Source organism: Streptomyces rimosus subsp. rimosus (genome assembly GCF_000720725.1).
Taxonomy (GTDB): Bacteria; Actinomycetota; Actinomycetes; order Streptomycetales; family Streptomycetaceae; genus Streptomyces; species Streptomyces rimosus_A.
Map to the genome: position 1 here is coordinate 145,810 of NZ_JOCQ01000007.1, position 15,692 is coordinate 161,501.

General features: G+C 71.2%; 14 protein-coding genes and 2 tRNA genes. 7 read left to right on the forward strand and 9 right to left on the reverse strand.

Features of this window, described 5'->3' with window-relative positions; translation table 11 throughout:
- The first annotated feature begins 146 nt into the window (after positions 1–146).
- Entirely contained in the window at positions 147–1,238 is a 1,092-nt protein-coding gene (locus IH45_RS0105840; RefSeq protein ID WP_030662387.1) for a YlbL family protein, read from the forward strand.
- A gap of 91 nt (positions 1,239–1,329) precedes the next feature.
- On the opposite strand, the gene IH45_RS0105845 is transcribed toward IH45_RS0105840, so the two are convergent.
- Complete coding sequence (locus IH45_RS0105845) at positions 1,330–1,884, reverse strand: PPA1309 family protein (RefSeq protein WP_030662390.1); 555 nt, start codon at positions 1,882–1,884, stop codon at positions 1,330–1,332.
- Positions 1,885–2,020: 136 nt separating this feature from the next.
- On the opposite strand from IH45_RS0105845, the gene IH45_RS0105850 reads away from it, so the two are divergent.
- From IH45_RS0105850 to IH45_RS0105865, 4 genes are all read left to right on the forward strand, one after another.
- Positions 2,021–4,939, forward strand: a complete 2,919-nt coding sequence (locus tag IH45_RS0105850) for a UPF0182 family membrane protein (RefSeq protein WP_078897294.1) — start codon at positions 2,021–2,023, stop codon at positions 4,937–4,939.
- A 67-nt stretch (positions 4,940–5,006) separates the two neighbouring features.
- Positions 5,007–5,080 (forward strand) — tRNA-Met (locus IH45_RS0105855).
- Between the two features lie 240 nt (positions 5,081–5,320).
- Entirely contained in the window at positions 5,321–7,177 is a 1,857-nt protein-coding gene (locus IH45_RS0105860; RefSeq protein WP_394298658.1) for a tetratricopeptide repeat protein, read from the forward strand.
- A gap of 220 nt (positions 7,178–7,397) precedes the next feature.
- Positions 7,398–7,471: transfer RNA gene (locus IH45_RS0105865), tRNA-Met, on the forward strand.
- Between the two features lie 76 nt (positions 7,472–7,547).
- Here the strand turns inward: IH45_RS0105865 and IH45_RS0105870 are convergent.
- The 3 genes from IH45_RS0105870 to IH45_RS0105880 all read right to left on the reverse strand — a co-directional run bounded on the left by IH45_RS0105870 (position 7,548) and on the right by IH45_RS0105880 (position 8,894).
- Positions 7,548–7,742, reverse strand: a complete 195-nt coding sequence (locus IH45_RS0105870) for a hypothetical protein (RefSeq protein ID WP_030662398.1) — start codon at positions 7,740–7,742, stop codon at positions 7,548–7,550.
- A 70-nt stretch (positions 7,743–7,812) separates the two neighbouring features.
- A complete protein-coding gene (locus tag IH45_RS1000000147710) occupies positions 7,813–8,298 on the reverse strand; it encodes a hypothetical protein (RefSeq protein WP_030662400.1) in 486 nt (161 codons plus the stop codon).
- 176 nt (positions 8,299–8,474) lie between these two features.
- The gene (locus IH45_RS0105880; RefSeq protein WP_003987106.1) at positions 8,475–8,894 is read right to left on the reverse strand and encodes a Fur family transcriptional regulator; all 420 of its coding nucleotides are present in this window, start codon (positions 8,892–8,894) and stop codon (positions 8,475–8,477) included.
- A gap of 139 nt (positions 8,895–9,033) precedes the next feature.
- Between IH45_RS0105880 and IH45_RS0105885 the strand changes: the two genes are divergently transcribed.
- Positions 9,034–10,515, forward strand: coding sequence for a catalase (locus IH45_RS0105885; RefSeq protein WP_030662404.1), 1,482 nt, complete (start codon positions 9,034–9,036; stop codon positions 10,513–10,515).
- Positions 10,516–10,594: 79 nt separating this feature from the next.
- On the opposite strand, the gene IH45_RS0105890 is transcribed toward IH45_RS0105885, so the two are convergent.
- Together IH45_RS0105890 and hisN are read right to left on the reverse strand one after the other, a co-directional pair.
- Positions 10,595–11,026: a CBS domain-containing protein gene (locus IH45_RS0105890; RefSeq protein WP_030662407.1), complete on the reverse strand. Its 432-nt coding sequence runs from the start codon at positions 11,024–11,026 to the stop codon at positions 10,595–10,597.
- A 191-nt stretch (positions 11,027–11,217) separates the two neighbouring features.
- Complete coding sequence (gene hisN, locus IH45_RS0105895; protein WP_030662410.1) at positions 11,218–12,021, reverse strand: histidinol-phosphatase; 804 nt, start codon at positions 12,019–12,021, stop codon at positions 11,218–11,220.
- A 141-nt stretch (positions 12,022–12,162) separates the two neighbouring features.
- On the opposite strand from hisN, the gene IH45_RS0105900 reads away from it, so the two are divergent.
- On the forward strand, positions 12,163–12,792 hold the full coding sequence (locus IH45_RS0105900) for a TetR/AcrR family transcriptional regulator (protein WP_032916864.1): 630 nt from the start codon (positions 12,163–12,165) through the stop codon (positions 12,790–12,792).
- Between the two features lie 26 nt (positions 12,793–12,818).
- Here IH45_RS0105900 and IH45_RS0105905 read toward each other — a convergent pair whose 3' ends face one another.
- The 3 genes from IH45_RS0105905 to aroA all read right to left on the reverse strand — a co-directional run bounded on the left by IH45_RS0105905 (position 12,819) and on the right by aroA (position 15,620).
- The gene (locus IH45_RS0105905) at positions 12,819–13,142 is read right to left on the reverse strand and encodes a DMT family transporter (RefSeq protein ID WP_030662416.1); all 324 of its coding nucleotides are present in this window, start codon (positions 13,140–13,142) and stop codon (positions 12,819–12,821) included.
- Between the two features lie 90 nt (positions 13,143–13,232).
- Positions 13,233–14,240, reverse strand: a complete 1,008-nt coding sequence (rsgA, locus tag IH45_RS0105910; protein ID WP_030662419.1) for a ribosome small subunit-dependent GTPase A — start codon at positions 14,238–14,240, stop codon at positions 13,233–13,235.
- Positions 14,241–14,252: 12 nt separating this feature from the next.
- The gene (gene aroA / locus IH45_RS0105915; RefSeq protein ID WP_030662423.1) at positions 14,253–15,620 is read right to left on the reverse strand and encodes a 3-phosphoshikimate 1-carboxyvinyltransferase; all 1,368 of its coding nucleotides are present in this window, start codon (positions 15,618–15,620) and stop codon (positions 14,253–14,255) included.
- Between the last annotated feature and the right edge of the window lie 72 nt (positions 15,621–15,692).

Genomic DNA, 15,692 nt, shown 5'->3' on the forward strand with positions numbered 1-15,692 from the left:
CATGACGGAATGAACCGGGGCCGCGGCGGGCGTACGCAGCCGCAAGCGGCCGCCGCGGCTCCGGTTGTCCGCCGCCCTCGCGCGCCCCGCCCCCGGACGGACGGCCCCGGGGACCGGGTGTCGGAGGCGTCCCGTACTGTCGTTCCATGCCACGCCGCACCGCGACGCTGCTCGCCTCCCTCGTGATGCTGATTGCGCTGCTCTGCGCCGGTTTGGTGATCCCCGTCCCGTATTCGGAGATGTATCCGGGGCCCACCACCAACACCCTCGGTGAGGACAAGGGCGAGCCGGTGCTGCAGATCTCCGGCCACAAGACGTATCCCACCTCCGGCAACCTGAACATGGTCACGGTCCGGGTCACCGGCGCCGAGTTCCGTATGAACCTCCTCGAAGCGGTCTACGGCTGGCTCAAGCACGACAGCATCGTGGTGCCCCACAAGATCCTCTACCCGGAGGGCCAGACGGCCGAGCAGTCCGACCAGCAGAACGCCGAGGAGTTCACCCAGTCCCTGGAGAGCGCCAAGGTCGCGGCGTTCAAGCAGCTGGACATCCCGGTCGGCTCCCAGACGGTCGTGGCATCCGTCGTCAAGAACGCCCCCGCGGACGGCAAGCTGCACGCCGGTGACGTGATCAAGGCCGTGGACGGTACGGAGATCAAGGCCAACACGGACGTCGCCAAGCTCGTGACCAAGCACAAGCCGGGCGAGCCGGCGGTCTTCACGGTCATCCCGGCCAAGGAGGCGGCCGCGGCCCAGAAGAAGGGCAAGAAGCCCGAGGGGCCCACCAAGGACGTCACCGTCACGGCCGCGAAGGCGAAGGACGGCCGGTCCATAGTCGGGATCCAGGCCGGCATCGACTACACGTTCCCGTTCAATGTCGACATCAAGCTGGCCGACGTCAGCGGGCCCAGCGCCGGGCTGATGTTCGCCCTCGGGATCATCGACAAGCTCACGCCCGAGGACCTGACCGGCGGCAAGTTCATCGCCGGTACGGGCACGATCGACGCCGACGGCAAGGTCGGCCCGATCGGCGGCATCGCGATGAAGGTCGTCGGCGCGCGCAACAAGGGCGCGGAGTACTTCCTCACCCCCAAGGACAACTGCTCGGCCGTGGTCGACGACCACCCGGACGGCCTCCGCCTGGTCAAGGTGGACACCATCCGCGACGCGCTGACGTCCCTGGAGAAGATCCGCAAGGGCGACACGGCGAGCCTGCCGAGCTGCCCCGCGAACAAGTAGCCGGTCCGGTCCGTACGGGCCCGGGGCCGGTCACACAACGACCGCGGGCCGGGCGGTGGGCCCGGCCCCGGACGGTCCTGCGTCGGCCCGGTCAGCCCTCGAAGGTCGCGGCCAGCGCGTCCGCCAGGCCCGGCACCAGCTGCGAGCCGGTCAGCACCTCGGAGGTGGCGTCCTTCTCGCGCAGCCGCAGCGCCGACTCGCGCTCGCCGTCGCGCAGCACGGCCACCGTCATCCGCACCTCCTGGCGGTCCGGGTGGCCGGCGACCCACTTCGCGAGCTGGGCCTCGTCCATGCCCTCCGGCACGGAGTCCTCGGCGGACGGCGGCAGCATCAGCCGCTCCACGGTCATCGCGCAGCCGGCCACCGCATCCGGCCAGCCGATGGTGGCCAGGAACTCGTCCAGCGGCACCTCGGCCGGGACCTCGTCCTGCTCCACCGGGGTGAGCGAGGCGGTGGTGCTGTCGTCGATGCCGAGCTGTTCGGCGAGCGAGGGTTCCTGTGCGCGGAGCCGGGCGGTGTCCACGAGGGCGAAGAGGCGGGCGGGCTGGTCCCAGCCGAGCCCGGCGGCGTACTCGTCGATTTCGAGTACGGCACGGGTCAGCGGGCTGGCGGCGAGGGGGGTGCCGTCGACGGGAAGGTTGTCCATGCCCAATATCGTGCCCTGCGGACCCCGGAAATCGGGAACCGAGTAAAGCCTTAGTAAGTTGCAACAGTGGGTCCTACTATCGCCGGGCCTGCTCAACACGACAGCGAACTTCGAGGTGCGCACCTTGGCTTTCCAGATGCCGGACCGCGGCGGAGGCCCGACAGGGCCACGGATCAGAGTGGGCCGGCCGTCCCGGCGGGTTCGGACCCTGTTCATGACACTGGGCGTGCTGGCCGTGCTGGCCATGCTCTTCGTCATGTTCTCCGGGTTCTGGACCGACTGGCTCTGGTACCGGTCGGTCGACTACTCCTCGGTCTTCACCACCACCCTGTGGACGAAGATCGGCCTGTTCTTCGCCTTCGGCGCCCTGATGGCCGCCGCGGTCGGCGTCAACATCTGGCTGGCGCACCGCCTGCGGCCGCCGCTGAGCGCGATGTCCATGGAGCAGCAGAGCCTGGACCGCTACCGGATGGGCATCGCGCCGTACAAGAAGTGGGCGCTGATCGCGGTCACCGCCGTGGTGGGCCTGATCGCCGGCGCTTCGGCCTCCGGCCAGTGGCGTACGTGGCTCCAGTGGGTGAACGGCGTGCCGTTCGGCCAGAAGGACCCGCAGTTCGGCCAGGACGTCTCGTTCTACGCCTTCGACCTGCCCTGGTACCGCTTCCTGCTCAGCTTCGGCTTCGCCTGCGCGGTGCTGTGCCTGATCGCCGCGGCGCTGACCCACTACCTGTACGGCGGGCTGCGCCTGACGAGCCCCGGCTCGCGCGCGACGGCCGCCGCCACCGGCCACCTGTCCGTGGTGCTCGGCATCTTCGTCTCGCTCAAGGCCGTCGCGTACTGGCTCGACCGGTACGGCCTGGCGGTCAAGTCCAGTGGCCTGAAGTCCGCCGACGGGTGGACGGGCCTGCGCTACGTGGACGCCAACGCCTACCTCCCGGCGAAGACGATCCTGTTCTTCATCGCGGCGATCTGCGCGGTGCTCTTCTTCGCGACGCTGTGGCGGCGCACCTGGCAGCTGCCGGTCATCGGTTTCGGCCTGATGGTGCTCTCCGCGGTCCTCATCGGCGGCCTGTACCCGGCCATCGTGCAGAAGTTCCAGGTCCAGCCGAACGAGCAGGCCAAGGAAGCGCCGTACATCAAGCAGAACATCAAGGCGACGCGGGACGCGTACGACATCAACGGTGTCGACGTGCAGGGCTACGACGGCAACTACAAGCCGAAGGGCGACGCGGACCGGCAGAAGCTGCGGGATGCCGCCGACACCACGGCGAGCGTGCGCCTGCTCGACCCGAACGTGGTCTCGCCGTCCTTCCAGCAGCGCCAGCAGGTCCGCAGCTACTACCAGTTCCCGTCCACCCTCGACGTCGACCGCTACAAGGACAAGGACGGCAAGGACCAGGACACCGTCATCGGCCTGCGCGAGCTGAACCTCAACGGCGTCTCCGAGCGGAACTGGATCAACGACCACTTCAAGTACACCCACGGGTTCGGCGCGGTGGCCGCCAAGGGCACCACGTTCGCCGAGGGCGGCGAGCCGGACTACACCGAGAGCGAGCTGCCGTCGAAGGGCCAGTTCGGGCCGTACGAGCAGCGCGTCTACTACGGCGAGAAGACCACCCAGTACTCGATCGTGGGCGGGCCGCAGAAGGAGCTGGACTACTCCTCCGACAAGAGCGGCGAGAAGAGTTACAGCTACACCGGCAAGAGCGGGGTGAACCTCGCCAACCCGATCAACCGCGCCGCCTACGCGGTGGCGTTCGGCGAGCCGCAGATCCTCTACTCGGGCGCCATCGGCGAGGGCTCGCGGATCCTGTACAACCGCACGCCCAAGGAGCGCGTGGAGGCGGTCGCTCCCTGGCTGACCATCGACGGCGACGCCTACCCGGCGGTCATCGACGGCCGGATCAAGTGGATCGTGGACGCCTACACGACGAGCAACGGCTATCCGTACGCCTCGCGCACCACGCTCGGTGACACCACCGCCGACTCGCTCACCGACGGTCAGCGGGCGGTCGTCGCCCAGCAGAACCAGGTCAACTACATCCGTAACTCGGTCAAGGCGACGGTCGACGCCTACGACGGCTCGGTCAAGCTCTACGAGTGGGACACCAAGGACCCGGTCCTGAAGACCTGGATGAAGTCCTTCCCCGGGACGGTCGAGAAGAAGAGTTCCATCAGCAAGTCCCTGATGGAGCACATGCGCTACCCGCAGGACCTCTTCAAGGTGCAGCGCCAGCTGCTGACGACGTACCACGTCACCGACCCGAACACCTTCTACACGGGCAGCGAGCGCTGGCAGGTCCCGAACGACCCGACGAACAAGTCGGGCAACTCGGTGCCGCCGTACTACCAGAGCCTGAAGATGCCCGACCAGAAGGCCCAGACCTTCGCGCTGACCACGACGTTCACGCCCAACAAGCGCGACAACCTGGGCGCGTTCATGGCGGTGGACGCCAATGCCACCAGCGCCGACTACGGCAAGATCAGAGTGCTGAAACTGCCGTCCCAGACGCCGGTGCCCGGTCCGCAGCAGGTCCAGTCGAAGTTCAACTCCGACCCGAAGATCGCCAATGAGCTGAACATCCTGAAGAAACTCGGCGACTCCGAGATCGAGTACGGCAACCTGCTCACGGTCCCGATGAACGGCGGCCTGCTGTACGTCGAACCGGTCTATCTGCGCGGCGCGGGCACCAACTACCCGCTGCTGAAGAAGGTGCTGGTCAGCTACGGCGAGAACGACCCCGTGCTGGGCAACAACCTGGCCGAGGCGCTCGACGTCGTCTTCGGCAAGAAGCCGCCGGGCTCCGGCAACCAGAACCCGCCGGGCGGCGGCGACACAGGTCAGCAGCCGCCGGCCGACCAGACGGTCCAGCAGGCCCTCGACGACGCCGTGAAGGCGTACGAGGACGGCGAGAAGGCCCGCAGGGACGGCGACTGGGGCGGCTACGGCGAGGCGCAGAAGAAGCTGAAGTCGGCCCTCGACCGGGCGGCCGAGGCGGAGAAGAAGGCGCAGAAGGGCAACGCCGGCAAGAACGGCGGCGCCGGCAGCGGCTGATACGAAGGCCCGGCCCCCCGTGGGCCGGGCACCACCTCCCTGCCGTGGTACCGTGGAGGCACAACGGCGCGGGGTGGAGCAGCTCGGTAGCTCGCTGGGCTCATAACCCAGAGGTCGCAGGTTCAAATCCTGTCCCCGCTACTGGAAACGAAGGCCCGGATCCTTGGGATCCGGGCCTTCGTCGTGTGCGGGGTGACGCCCCCGGACGGCGTTCCGGGCGACACGCCCGACGAGGCGCACCGTCCTCAGGTGTGAACGGAACTGGAGGGAACGGAGTTTGGCATGTCTCTGTATCGGGAAGTCGACAAAACGCTGTAGTGACCTCACTGGCTGCGGTATACCAGGTGTACGCGGGTTGCGGGTGGTGCGACGATGGCCCTCATGGGGGACAAGGCAAGGTTGTTGGAGACAGGCCGGTTTGTGCACGCGCCCGACGACGGGCGCGAATCCGAGACGCCGGACGTACGGGAGACCGTGCTTCCGGACCAGCGTGACGACCGGATGCCGCTGGACGCCATCGAGGCCGACGCCCCGGCCGAGGCGTCCGAAGCCGTGATCGAAGCGAACCAGCGCCGGGCCGCCGACGCCGGCGACACCGGAGCCATGAGCGTGCTGGGCGCCCTGCTGCTGCGCCGCGGCGACCTGGACGGCGCCGAACCGTACCTGCGCTCCGCCACCGCGGCGGGCGACCGCGCCGCCGCCAACAACCTCGGCGTCCTCCTGCACCAGCGGGGCTACGCGGACGAGGCGGCGGGCTGGTGGCGCATCGCGGCCGTCGCCGGATCCGCGGCAGCGGCGCACGCGCTGGGCCGTTTCTACCGTGAGCGCGGCGACGAGCCCGCCGCCGAGTACTGGCTGCGCCAGTCCGCCGAGTCGGGCCACTGCCTGGGCGCGTACGCCCTCGCCGACCTCCTGGAGCACCGCGGCGACGTGGGCGCCGAGCGCTGGTTCCGGGCCGCCGCCGAGCGCGGGCACCGCGAGGCCGCGTACCGCCTCGCGCGCCTCCTGGAGGACCGCGCGCAGGCCGTGGGCGGGCGCGACGCCGCCGGCGAGGCCGAGGCCGAGCAGTGGTTCCGCCAGGCCGCGGCCCGCGGGCACCGCCGCGCCGCCCTGCATCTGGGCACGCTCCTGGAGGAGCGCGGCGACACCCAGGAGGCCGGCCGCTGGTACCTGACCGCCGCCAAGGGCGGCGAGGCGCGGGCCGCCTGCGCACTGGGCTTCCTGCTGCGCGACGCGGGCGACGAGGACAGCGCCGCCGAATGGTGGCGCCGCGCCGCCCAGGACGGCGACGGCAACGCCGCCAACGCGCTGGGCGCGCTGCACGCCGACCGCGGCGAGACGCAGACCGCCGAGCGCTGGTACCGCGCCGCGCTCGACGCGGGCGATGTGAACGGCGCCTACAACATCGGCCTGCTCTGCGCCGAGCAGGGCCGGGACGGCCGCGGCGAGCAGTGGTACCGCCGCGCCGCCTACGCCGGGCACCGCGAGGCCGCCAACGCGCTCGCCATCATGCTGCTCCAGCGCGGCGACTCGGCAGGCGCCGAGCCGTGGTTCTCCAAGGCCGCCGAGGCGGGCAGCGTGGACGCCGCCTTCAACCTCGGCATCCTGTACGCGGAGCGCGGCGCGGAGCGGATGGCGCACGAGTGGTACGAGCGCGCCGCCGCGGCCGGCCACACCGAGGCCGCCCTCCAGGTCGCCATCGTCCAACTGCGCGACGGCGACACGGAGTCCGCCGAGCGGAACCTGCGCTGCGCGGCGGAGGGCGGCAGCGCCGAGGCTGCGTTCCGCCTCGCCGACCTGCTGGACCGCCGGGACGGCGGCGCGGTCGAGCGGCGGCAGGACGACGAGTGCACCCGGTGGTACGAGCACGCCGCGCAGCAGGGGCACCGGCGCGCCCAGGTCCGGGTCGGCATGTTCGCCGCGGCGCGCGGCGACGTGGTCGAGGCCGCGCGCTGGTACCGCGCGGCGGCCGAGGCGGGCAGCCGCAACGGCGCCTTCAACCTCGGCCTGCTCCTCGCGCGTGAGGGCAGTCTCCCCGAGGCCAAGCTGTGGTGGACCCGTGCGGCCGAGGACGGCCATGGGCGCGCCGCCCTGCGCCTGGCGCTGCTCGCCGCCCGGCGCGGCGCGCTCGCCGAGGGGCACCAGTGGTGCCGGCGGGCGGTGGAGCTGGGGCCGCCGGAGGTGGCGGAGCGCGCGGCACGGCTGCGCGAGGCGCTTCAGGAGGAGCTGACCGCGTAGGCCGCGGTTACGGGTGCCGTACGGGGCGGGGCGCTCCGTACGGCGCGCCCCAGCTCGTACGGCGCTCCAGCTCGTACGGCATGCCCTGGCCCGTACGGCACCCCCGGCCGACCGCCGACCACCGGCCCCGCAAATCCCGGCCCCGCAATCCCCGCCCCCAGCGCAACGGACAGTGATTTGCGCTGGTCGGCGCCGTGTGCGTAGACTAGAGACACAACGACGCGGGGTGGAGCAGCTCGGTAGCTCGCTGGGCTCATAACCCAGAGGTCGCAGGTTCAAATCCTGTCCCCGCTACTGAACGGCTAAGGCCCGGATCCCTCGGATCCGGGCCTTAGCCGTGTCGTGACGCGGGGCCCGTGTGCGGGTGATGTCACTCGCCGCGGCGTTCGCCCTTCGGGCCCCGGCCGCGCTCGGTGCGCGGGCCTCTGCTGCGCCATCCCTCTTCGTCCTGGAGGGTCTCGTTGGCCTCCTGGTTGGCCTGCTGATCGTTGATTCCGCTGTTCTCGGCGTCCTTGCGGAGCCGGGCGCGGCGGGTGTCGTAACTCTTGCTGCCGGGCTCGGGCACGGCGACCACCTCCTGCGGCCCGGGTGCCCCGGCGATTCCGGTGAAAACGCCACCAAGGGGACATGTTGTGTCACTGCCCCCGGGGCTTGACCTCGTACCGCTGCCCCATGTCGGGGTCCTCGGTCCCTTGCAGCTCACTGGCCACCCGGAACGTGTCGACCAGATCGTGCACCAGGACGCGGGTCTCCTCCGGCTCCCGCCCGGAGCGCCGGGCGATGTCCTGGAGGTACACGCCGTCGCCGCCGTGCTCCTCCTGCGCCTCGGTGAGCGCGCGGAGGGTCTCTTCGTGGGCCGGGGTGTAGCGCCCGCCGCCGTACGAGGGCAGCTTCTCGGAGCGCTCGGGGGGCGGGAGCACCGGCTCGTGCGGCTCGTCCTGCTTGCCGCGGTGCCGCGTGGCGACCCGCTCTTCATGAGCCGCCTTCTCGGGCTCGTGCGCGCGCTGCTTGGAGGCGCCGGTGGTCGCCTGCCGGGCACTGGGGGCCTCGCCGGCCTCGCGGGCCTCACGGGCCGCCGCGCGGCGCTGGTCCTCGTCGCCTTCGACCTTCTTGCGCACCATCAGTAGGGTCCCTTCCTGGTCGGGATGCGGGTCCAGGCCGGGTACCCGAGGTGCGGGACGTAATCCCTGGTGCCGGTGGTGCGAAGGGTGCGCGCACGCCGAAGAGCCCGCGCCGTCCCGGGCGGGCTCTTCCTGGGGCCGGCGCCGGCGCGCGAGGGCGCGGCCGCCGCCGTGGTTCAGCTGTGCGAGTGGCAGTTCGGGCAGATGCCGCGGTACGTCACCGACACCTCGGAGACCTGGAAGCCGAAGCGTTCCGGCACCGGCAGTGCGGCGAGCGGGTCGCTGTCCAGGTGCACGTCCCTTATCGTCCCGCACCGCGAGCACACCAGGTGCTGGTGGTCGTGGTGGGCGTTGGGGTCGTACCGCTTGGCGCGGCCGTCCGTGCTGACCTCCAGCACCTCGCCGAGCGAGACCAGCTCGCCCAGCGTGTTGTAGACGGTCGCGCGCGAGATCTCCGGCAGGCGCTCGGTCGCCTTCGCGTGCACCTCGTCAGCGGTGTAGTGGACGTGGTCCCCGTCGAGGACCTCGGCGACGACGCGTCGCTGCGCGGTCAGCCGCCAGCCGCGTCCCCGGAGCCGTTCCAGCAGGTCACTCATGCCAATCACCTATCAGTCAGATAAGGCCAAGGGTAGCAGTGGTCCGTCCATCACCGGATTCGGTACGAGTTTCGGGATCATCTTGACTTAGACAATGTCCAATGTAGGATCTGTTTCGGCGCAAGCCAAGGGCAGGTTCATGACTCAGGAGGCGCACGTGTCGGTACAGAGCAGCACCGGACCGCTGACCACGGAGGCCGGGGCACCGGTCGCGGACAACCAGAACAGCGAGACGGCCGGCGTCGGCGGCCCCGGGCTCATCCAGGACCAGCTCCTGATCGAGAAGCTCGCGCACTTCAACCGTGAGCGCATCCCGGAGCGCGTGGTGCACGCCCGCGGCGCCGGTGCGTACGGCACCTTCACGGCCACCGCCGACATGTCGCGCTACACCCGCGCCAAGTTCCTCTCCGAGGCCGGCAAGCAGACCGAGACCTTCCTGCGGTTCTCCACGGTCGCCGGCAACCTCGGCTCCGCCGACGCGGTCCGCGACCCGCGCGGCTTCGCGCTGAAGTTCTACACCGAAGAGGGCAACTACGACCTCGTCGGCAACAACACCCCGGTGTTCTTCATCAAGGACGCCATCAAGTTCCCCGACTTCATCCACACCCAGAAGCGCGACCCGTACACCGGCTCCCAGGAGGCGGACAACGTCTGGGACTTCTGGGGTCTGTCGCCCGAGGCCACCCACCAGGTGACCTGGCTGTTCGGCGACCGCGGCATCCCGGCCTCGTACCGCCACATGGACGGCTTCGGCTCGCACACCTACCAGTGGAACAACGAGGCGGGCGAGGTCTTCTGGGTCAAGTACCACTTCAAGACCGACCAGGGCATCAAGAACCTCACCGCGGCCGAGGCCGCCAAGCTCGCCGGCGAGGACCCGGACAGCCACCAGCGCGACCTGCGCGAGGCGATCGAGCGCGGCGAGTTCCCGAGCTGGACCGTCCAGGTGCAGATCATGCCGGCCGCCGACGCCGCGACGTACCGCTTCAACCCGTTCGACCTGACCAAGGTCTGGCCGCACGCGGACTACCCGCCGATCGAGATCGGCAAGCTGGAGCTCAACCGCAACCCGGAGAACGTCTTCGCCGAGGTCGAGCAGTCGATCTTCTCCCCGCACCACTTCGTGCCGGGCATCGGCCCCTCGCCCGACAAGATGCTCCAGGGCCGGCTGTTCGCGTACGCCGACGCCCACCGCTACCGCGTCGGCATCAACGCCGACCACCTGCCGGTCAACCGCCCGCACGCCGCCGAGTCCCGCACGCACAGCCGCGACGGCTACCTCTACGACGGCCGCCACGGCCGCGCGAAGAACTACGAGCCGAACAGCTTCGGCGGCCCGGTGCAGACCGACCGCCCGCTGTGGCAGCCGATCGCGGTGAGCGGCACGACCGGCCAGACGGAGGCGCCCTCGCACGCCGAGGACAACGACTTCGTGCAGGCCGGCAACCTGTACCGCCTGATGACGGAAGAGGAGAAGGAGCGCCTGGTGGACAACCTGGCGGGCTTCATCTCCAAGGTCTCGCGCGACGACATTGCCCAGCGCGCGATCGAGAACTTCCGCAAGGCGGACCCCGACTACGGCAAGCGGCTGGAGGCCGCGGTCCAGGCCCTGCGCGGCTGACCCATCCCTTGCCGTAACACCGAAGAGGCCGGACGCCGATGGGCTCCGGCCTCTTCGCGTACCCGTGGCGCGGGTGCGGTCACGCCGGTACGGCGTCGACCCGCTCCCGCTCGGGGGCCGGGGACTGTTCCGGAACCCTGGACCAGCACCGGATGATGTCGCGGACCGACACGATCCCCACCGGCTCCGGCTCCTGGCCGTCGAGCACGATGAGATGGCGGAAGCCGCCGTGCACCATGGCGGTGGCGGCCTCGTCGAGCGTCCATCCGGGCGCGGCGAAGACCACGTCCGAGGTCGTGTGGGCCTGCGCGGTCTCCCGGTCCGGGTCCTCGCCCGCGCCCAGGGAGTTGAGGATGTCGCGCTCGGTGAGGATGCCGAGCCCGCTGGTGTCGGTGTCGAGGACGACGGCCGCGCCGATGCGGCGGGCCGACATCAGGCGGGCCGCCTGGCGCAGGGTGTGGGCGGGCCCGATGGTGAGGACCACCGTGCTCATGGCGTTGCGCACGTACATGGGCATGGAATGGAGCCACCTCCTTGACGCTTGCGGGGGCACCTTGCGAAGGATTTCACAAGTTCACAAGCTTCGGTGTTCTCATGTTCACATGCGTCCGGGGAGGCAACAAGGGGCGCGGAACGGACGATTGCCGTTTCCACGCCCCCGGGGGCGGGCCCCGTACGCGCGTACGGGGCCCGGAGGGTGCCTCAGCGGCGCCCGTCGCCGATGTAGTTGAGCAGTTCCTCGTGCAGCAGGCCGTTCGAGGCCGCGGCGTTGCCGCTGTGCGGCCCCGGCACGCCGTCCAGGCCGGTGTACCGGCCGCCCGCCTCCTGCACGATGACGGCGCAGGCCGCCATGTCCCACAGCGACAGCTCCGGCTCCGCGCACATGTCCACCGAGCCCTCGGCGACCATCATGTACGGCCAGAAGTCGCCGTAGCCGCGGGTGCGCCAGACGTCCCGGGACAGTTCGAGGAAGCCCGGGAGCCGGCCCTGCTCCTCCCAGCCGGTGAGCGAGGAGTACGCGAACGAGGCGTCCTGGATGCGGCCCACCTGTGACGCCTGGAGGCGGCTCGCGGAGGTGAGGCTGCGGCCCGTGTACGCGCCCAGGCCCTCCGCCGCCCACCAGCGGCGGTTGAGCGCGGGCGCGGAGACGACGCCGACCACCGGGCGGTCGCCGCCCTCGCCGCGCTCCATCAGGGCGATGAGCGTGGCCCAGACCGGGACCCCGCGCACATAGTTCTTCGTGCCGTCGATGGGGTCGACGATCCAGCGGCGCGGGCCGGAGCCCTCGCTGCCGAACTCCTCGCCCAGCACGGCGTCCCGCGGGCGGGCGCGCTGCAGATGACCACGGATCAGTTCCTCGGCCGCCTTGTCGGCCTCGCTCACCGGGGTCATGTCCGGTTTGGTCTCGACCTTCAGGTCGAGTGCCTTGAACCGCTCCATGGTCGCGGCGTCGGCGGCGTCCGCCAGGACGTGGCCGAGGCGGAGGTCATCGTGATAGTCGGGCATGTGCGAACAGTATCGATTGGTATACGGGACGAGCCACATGACCACGGTTCCCCGGCGCGTACGGACCCTTGACAGCCCCTGGTGGTGAGTCAATCCTGTGGCGCACACCGGCCATCTGGGCCGGCGGCCTGGGAGGCGACGATGCCTACAGCGCGTGAATCCCTGCTGGACGCCGCCTACGCGGCGCTCGCGGCCAGGCCGTGGGCGGGCGTCCGGATGGTCGATGTCGCGGCCGAGGCCGGGGTGTCCCGGCAGACCCTCTACAACGAGTTCGGCAGCAAGGAAGGGCTGGCCCGGGCCCTGGTGCGGCGGGAGACGGAGGGTTATCTCGCCGGGGTGACCCGCGCCCTGGAGGAAGCGGGGCCGACGGCGGGCGGCGGCGTCGAGGGGCGTGTCGTGGCGGCCGCCGCGTGGACCGTGCGGGCCGCGCGGACCAATCCGCTGATACGGGCCGCGCTCACCGGCTGCTGGAGTGAGCGCCTGCCCACGCCGGCGGGCGGAGTGCCGGGCCAGCGCGCGGCGCGCGCCGGCGGCGCGGGGGCGCACGCGGAGGGGCCGCCGCCGGGACCGACGGAATTGGTGGGCCGCTTCTGCGACCGCGCGGTGGCCGCACTGGAGGCCGACTGGCCCAAGGAGGACCTCCCCGAACTGGGCACCGCCTGCGCGACAGCGGCCCGCCTCACCCTGTCGTACGTCGTGGCCCCCGCCGAACCGGAAGACCTGACCCGCCAGCTGCACAACGCGTTCGCGCAGGCCGCGCACCGCCCGTGAGTCGTACGGGACGCCCCCGCGCAGACCTAGTGCGCCGACCCCGACAACTGCAGCCCGATCACCCCTATGATCACCAGCGAGATCGAGACGATCTTGAGGACCGAGGTGATGTCACCGAGGAAGATCATGCCGTAGATGGCGGTGCCGGCGGCGCCGATGCCGGTCCACACCGCGTAGGCGGGGCCGACGTCGAGCTTCTTCAGCGACAGGGTCAGCAGGCCGAAGCTGCCGAGCGCGAAGCAGGCGAAGGCGATGGTGGGCCAGAGCCGGGTGAAGCCGTGGGAGAGCTTGAGGCAGACCGCAAACCCCGTCTCCAGGAGCCCTGCCACCACGACGAGCAGCCACGCCATGTCCATTGCCTCCGTACGGTCGGTGACCGCTTCGCCAGCCTTGGTGTGATTATGCATTTACCTCGGTGGCGGGGCAGCAAACTTGAGCGATCAGTCCCCCTCGCGTCGCTCCCGGGTGGCCAGCAGACGTCGTAGCGAGTACAGCCGGGCCGGGTCCGCGTGGCCGTCGGCGACCCACTGGTCCAGGGCGCAGTCCGGCTCGTCGTGGCTGCACGCGCGCGGGCAGTCGGCGGTGCCGGGCACCAGGTCCGGGAAGGCGAGGACGACCCGGGACGGGTCCACGTGGTGCAGCCCGAAGGAGCGCACGCCCGGGGTGTCGATGACCCAGCCCGAGTCGTCGGGCAGGGGCAGCGCGAGGGCGGAGGTGGTGGTGTGCCGGCCGCGCCCGGTGACCGCGTTGACGTGCCCGGTGGCCCGCTTGCGGTCCGGCACCAGCGCGTTGACGAGCGTGGTCTTGCCGACACCGGAGTGCCCGACGAAGGCGGTCATGTGCCCGCGCAGTCGCTCGCGCACCCGCTCGGCGGCGGTGCCGTCGGTGAGCTCGACGCGGTTGGTGACGACGTACGGGACGCCGATCGTGCCGTACGACTCCAGGAGCGTGTCGGGGGAGGCCAGGTCGGACTTGGTGAGGACCAGCAGCGGGTCGAGCCCGGCGTCGTACGCGGCGACCAGGCAGCGGTCGATCAGCCGCGGCCGCGGCTCCGGGTCGGCCAGCGCGGTGACGATCGCGAGCTGGTCGGCGTTGGCGACGACCACCCGCTCGAACGGGTCGTCGTCGTCCGCCGTACGCCGCAGGGTGGAGCTGCGCGGCTCGACGCGGACGATCCGCGCGAGGGTGTCCTTGGCGCCGGACAGGTCGCCGACGACCGCGACCCGGTCGCCGACCACGACGGACTTGCGGCCCAGTTCCCGGGCCTTCATCGCGGTGACCGTGCGGTCCTCGATCAGGCAGGTGATCCGGCCGCGGTCGACGGTCAGCACCAGGCCCTCGCTGGCGTCCTCGTGCTTGGGGCGGATGTTCGTACGGGGGCGGTTGCCCTTGCGGTTGGGGCGGACGCGGACGTCGTCCTCGTCGGGGTTCTTGCCGTAGCGGCGCATGGTCGTACGGCCTCAGCCTCTCCGGGCGGGGGCCGTCGCCTCGCCCAGCATCCCGGTCCACAGGGCGGGGAAGTCGGGCAGCGTCTTGGCGGTCGTCGCCACGTTCTCCACCTGCACGCCCGGCACCGCCAGGCCGATGATCGCGGCGGCGGTGGCCAGCCGGTGGTCCTCGTACGTGTGGAAGATGCCGCCGTGCAGCGCGCGCGGCCGGATGTGCAGGCCGTCCTCGGTCTCCGTGACGTCGCCGCCCAGCTCGTTGATCTCCTTGGTGAGCGCCGCCAGCCGGTCCGTCTCGTGGAGCCGCAGGTGGGCGACGCCGCGCAGAGTGGACGGGGAGTCGGCGAGGGCGGCCACCGCGGCGATGCCCGGGGTCAGCTCGCCGACCTCGCCCAGGTCGACGTCGATGCCGTGGATCCGGCCGGTGCCGGTGAAGGTCAGCCCCTGCTCGGTCAGCTCGCAGGAACCGCCCATGGCGGTGAAGATCTCGCGCAGCGCGTCACCGGGCTGGGTGGTCCGCTCGGGCCAGTCGGGAATGGTCACCCGGCCGCCGGTGACCAGCGCCGCCGCCAGGAACGGCTGGGCGTTGGACAGGTCCGGCTCGACGATCAGGTCGCGGCCCAGCAGGGCGCCGGGGGTGACCCGCCAGACGTTCGGCTCGCCGCCGGATTCCGGGGTGTCCACCTGGGCGCCGACGCTGCGCAGCATGTCGACGGTCATCCGGATGTGCGGCATCGAGGGCAGCGCCGCGCCGACGTGCCGTACCTCGACGCCCTGGTTGAAGCGCGGCGCGGACAGCAGCAGCGCGCTGACGAACTGGGACGAGGAGGAGGCGTCGATCTCCACGGCGCCGCCCTCCAGGGCACCGCCGCCGAACACCGTCATGGGCAGCGCGCCGCGGCTGTCGTCGTCGATCCGGGCGCCGAGCGAGCGCAGCGCGTTGATCACACCGTCGAGCGGGCGCTCGTAGGAGCGCGGGTCGCCGTCGAAGCGGATGGGGCCGTCGGCGAGGGCCGCGACCGGGGGCAGGAAGCGCATGACCGTACCGGCGTTGCCGACGTCGACGGTGGCCGGACCGTGCAGCCCGGCCGGGATCACCCGCCAGGCCTCGCCGCCACCGCCGTCCGCGCCGGCCGCCGAGGCGGCGCTGGAGGGGGCGGTCTCCTCGATGCCGACGCCCATCGTGCGCAGCGCCTCGGCCATCAGCAGGGTGTCCCGGGAGCGCAGCGGGCGGCGCAGCCAGCCGGGTTCGGAGGACAGGGCGGCGAGGACGAGGCCACGATTGGTGACCGATTTGGAGCCGGGCACGGTGACGGTCGCGTCGACCGCCCCGGCAGCTACGGGGGCGGGCCAGAGGGCGGGATGCACGGGGCTCTCGGTCATGCCCTTCACTTTAATGGCTGGACCGGTGTGCAGATCTTGATCAAAAGCGGCGCAACCTGCAGGAAACACAGC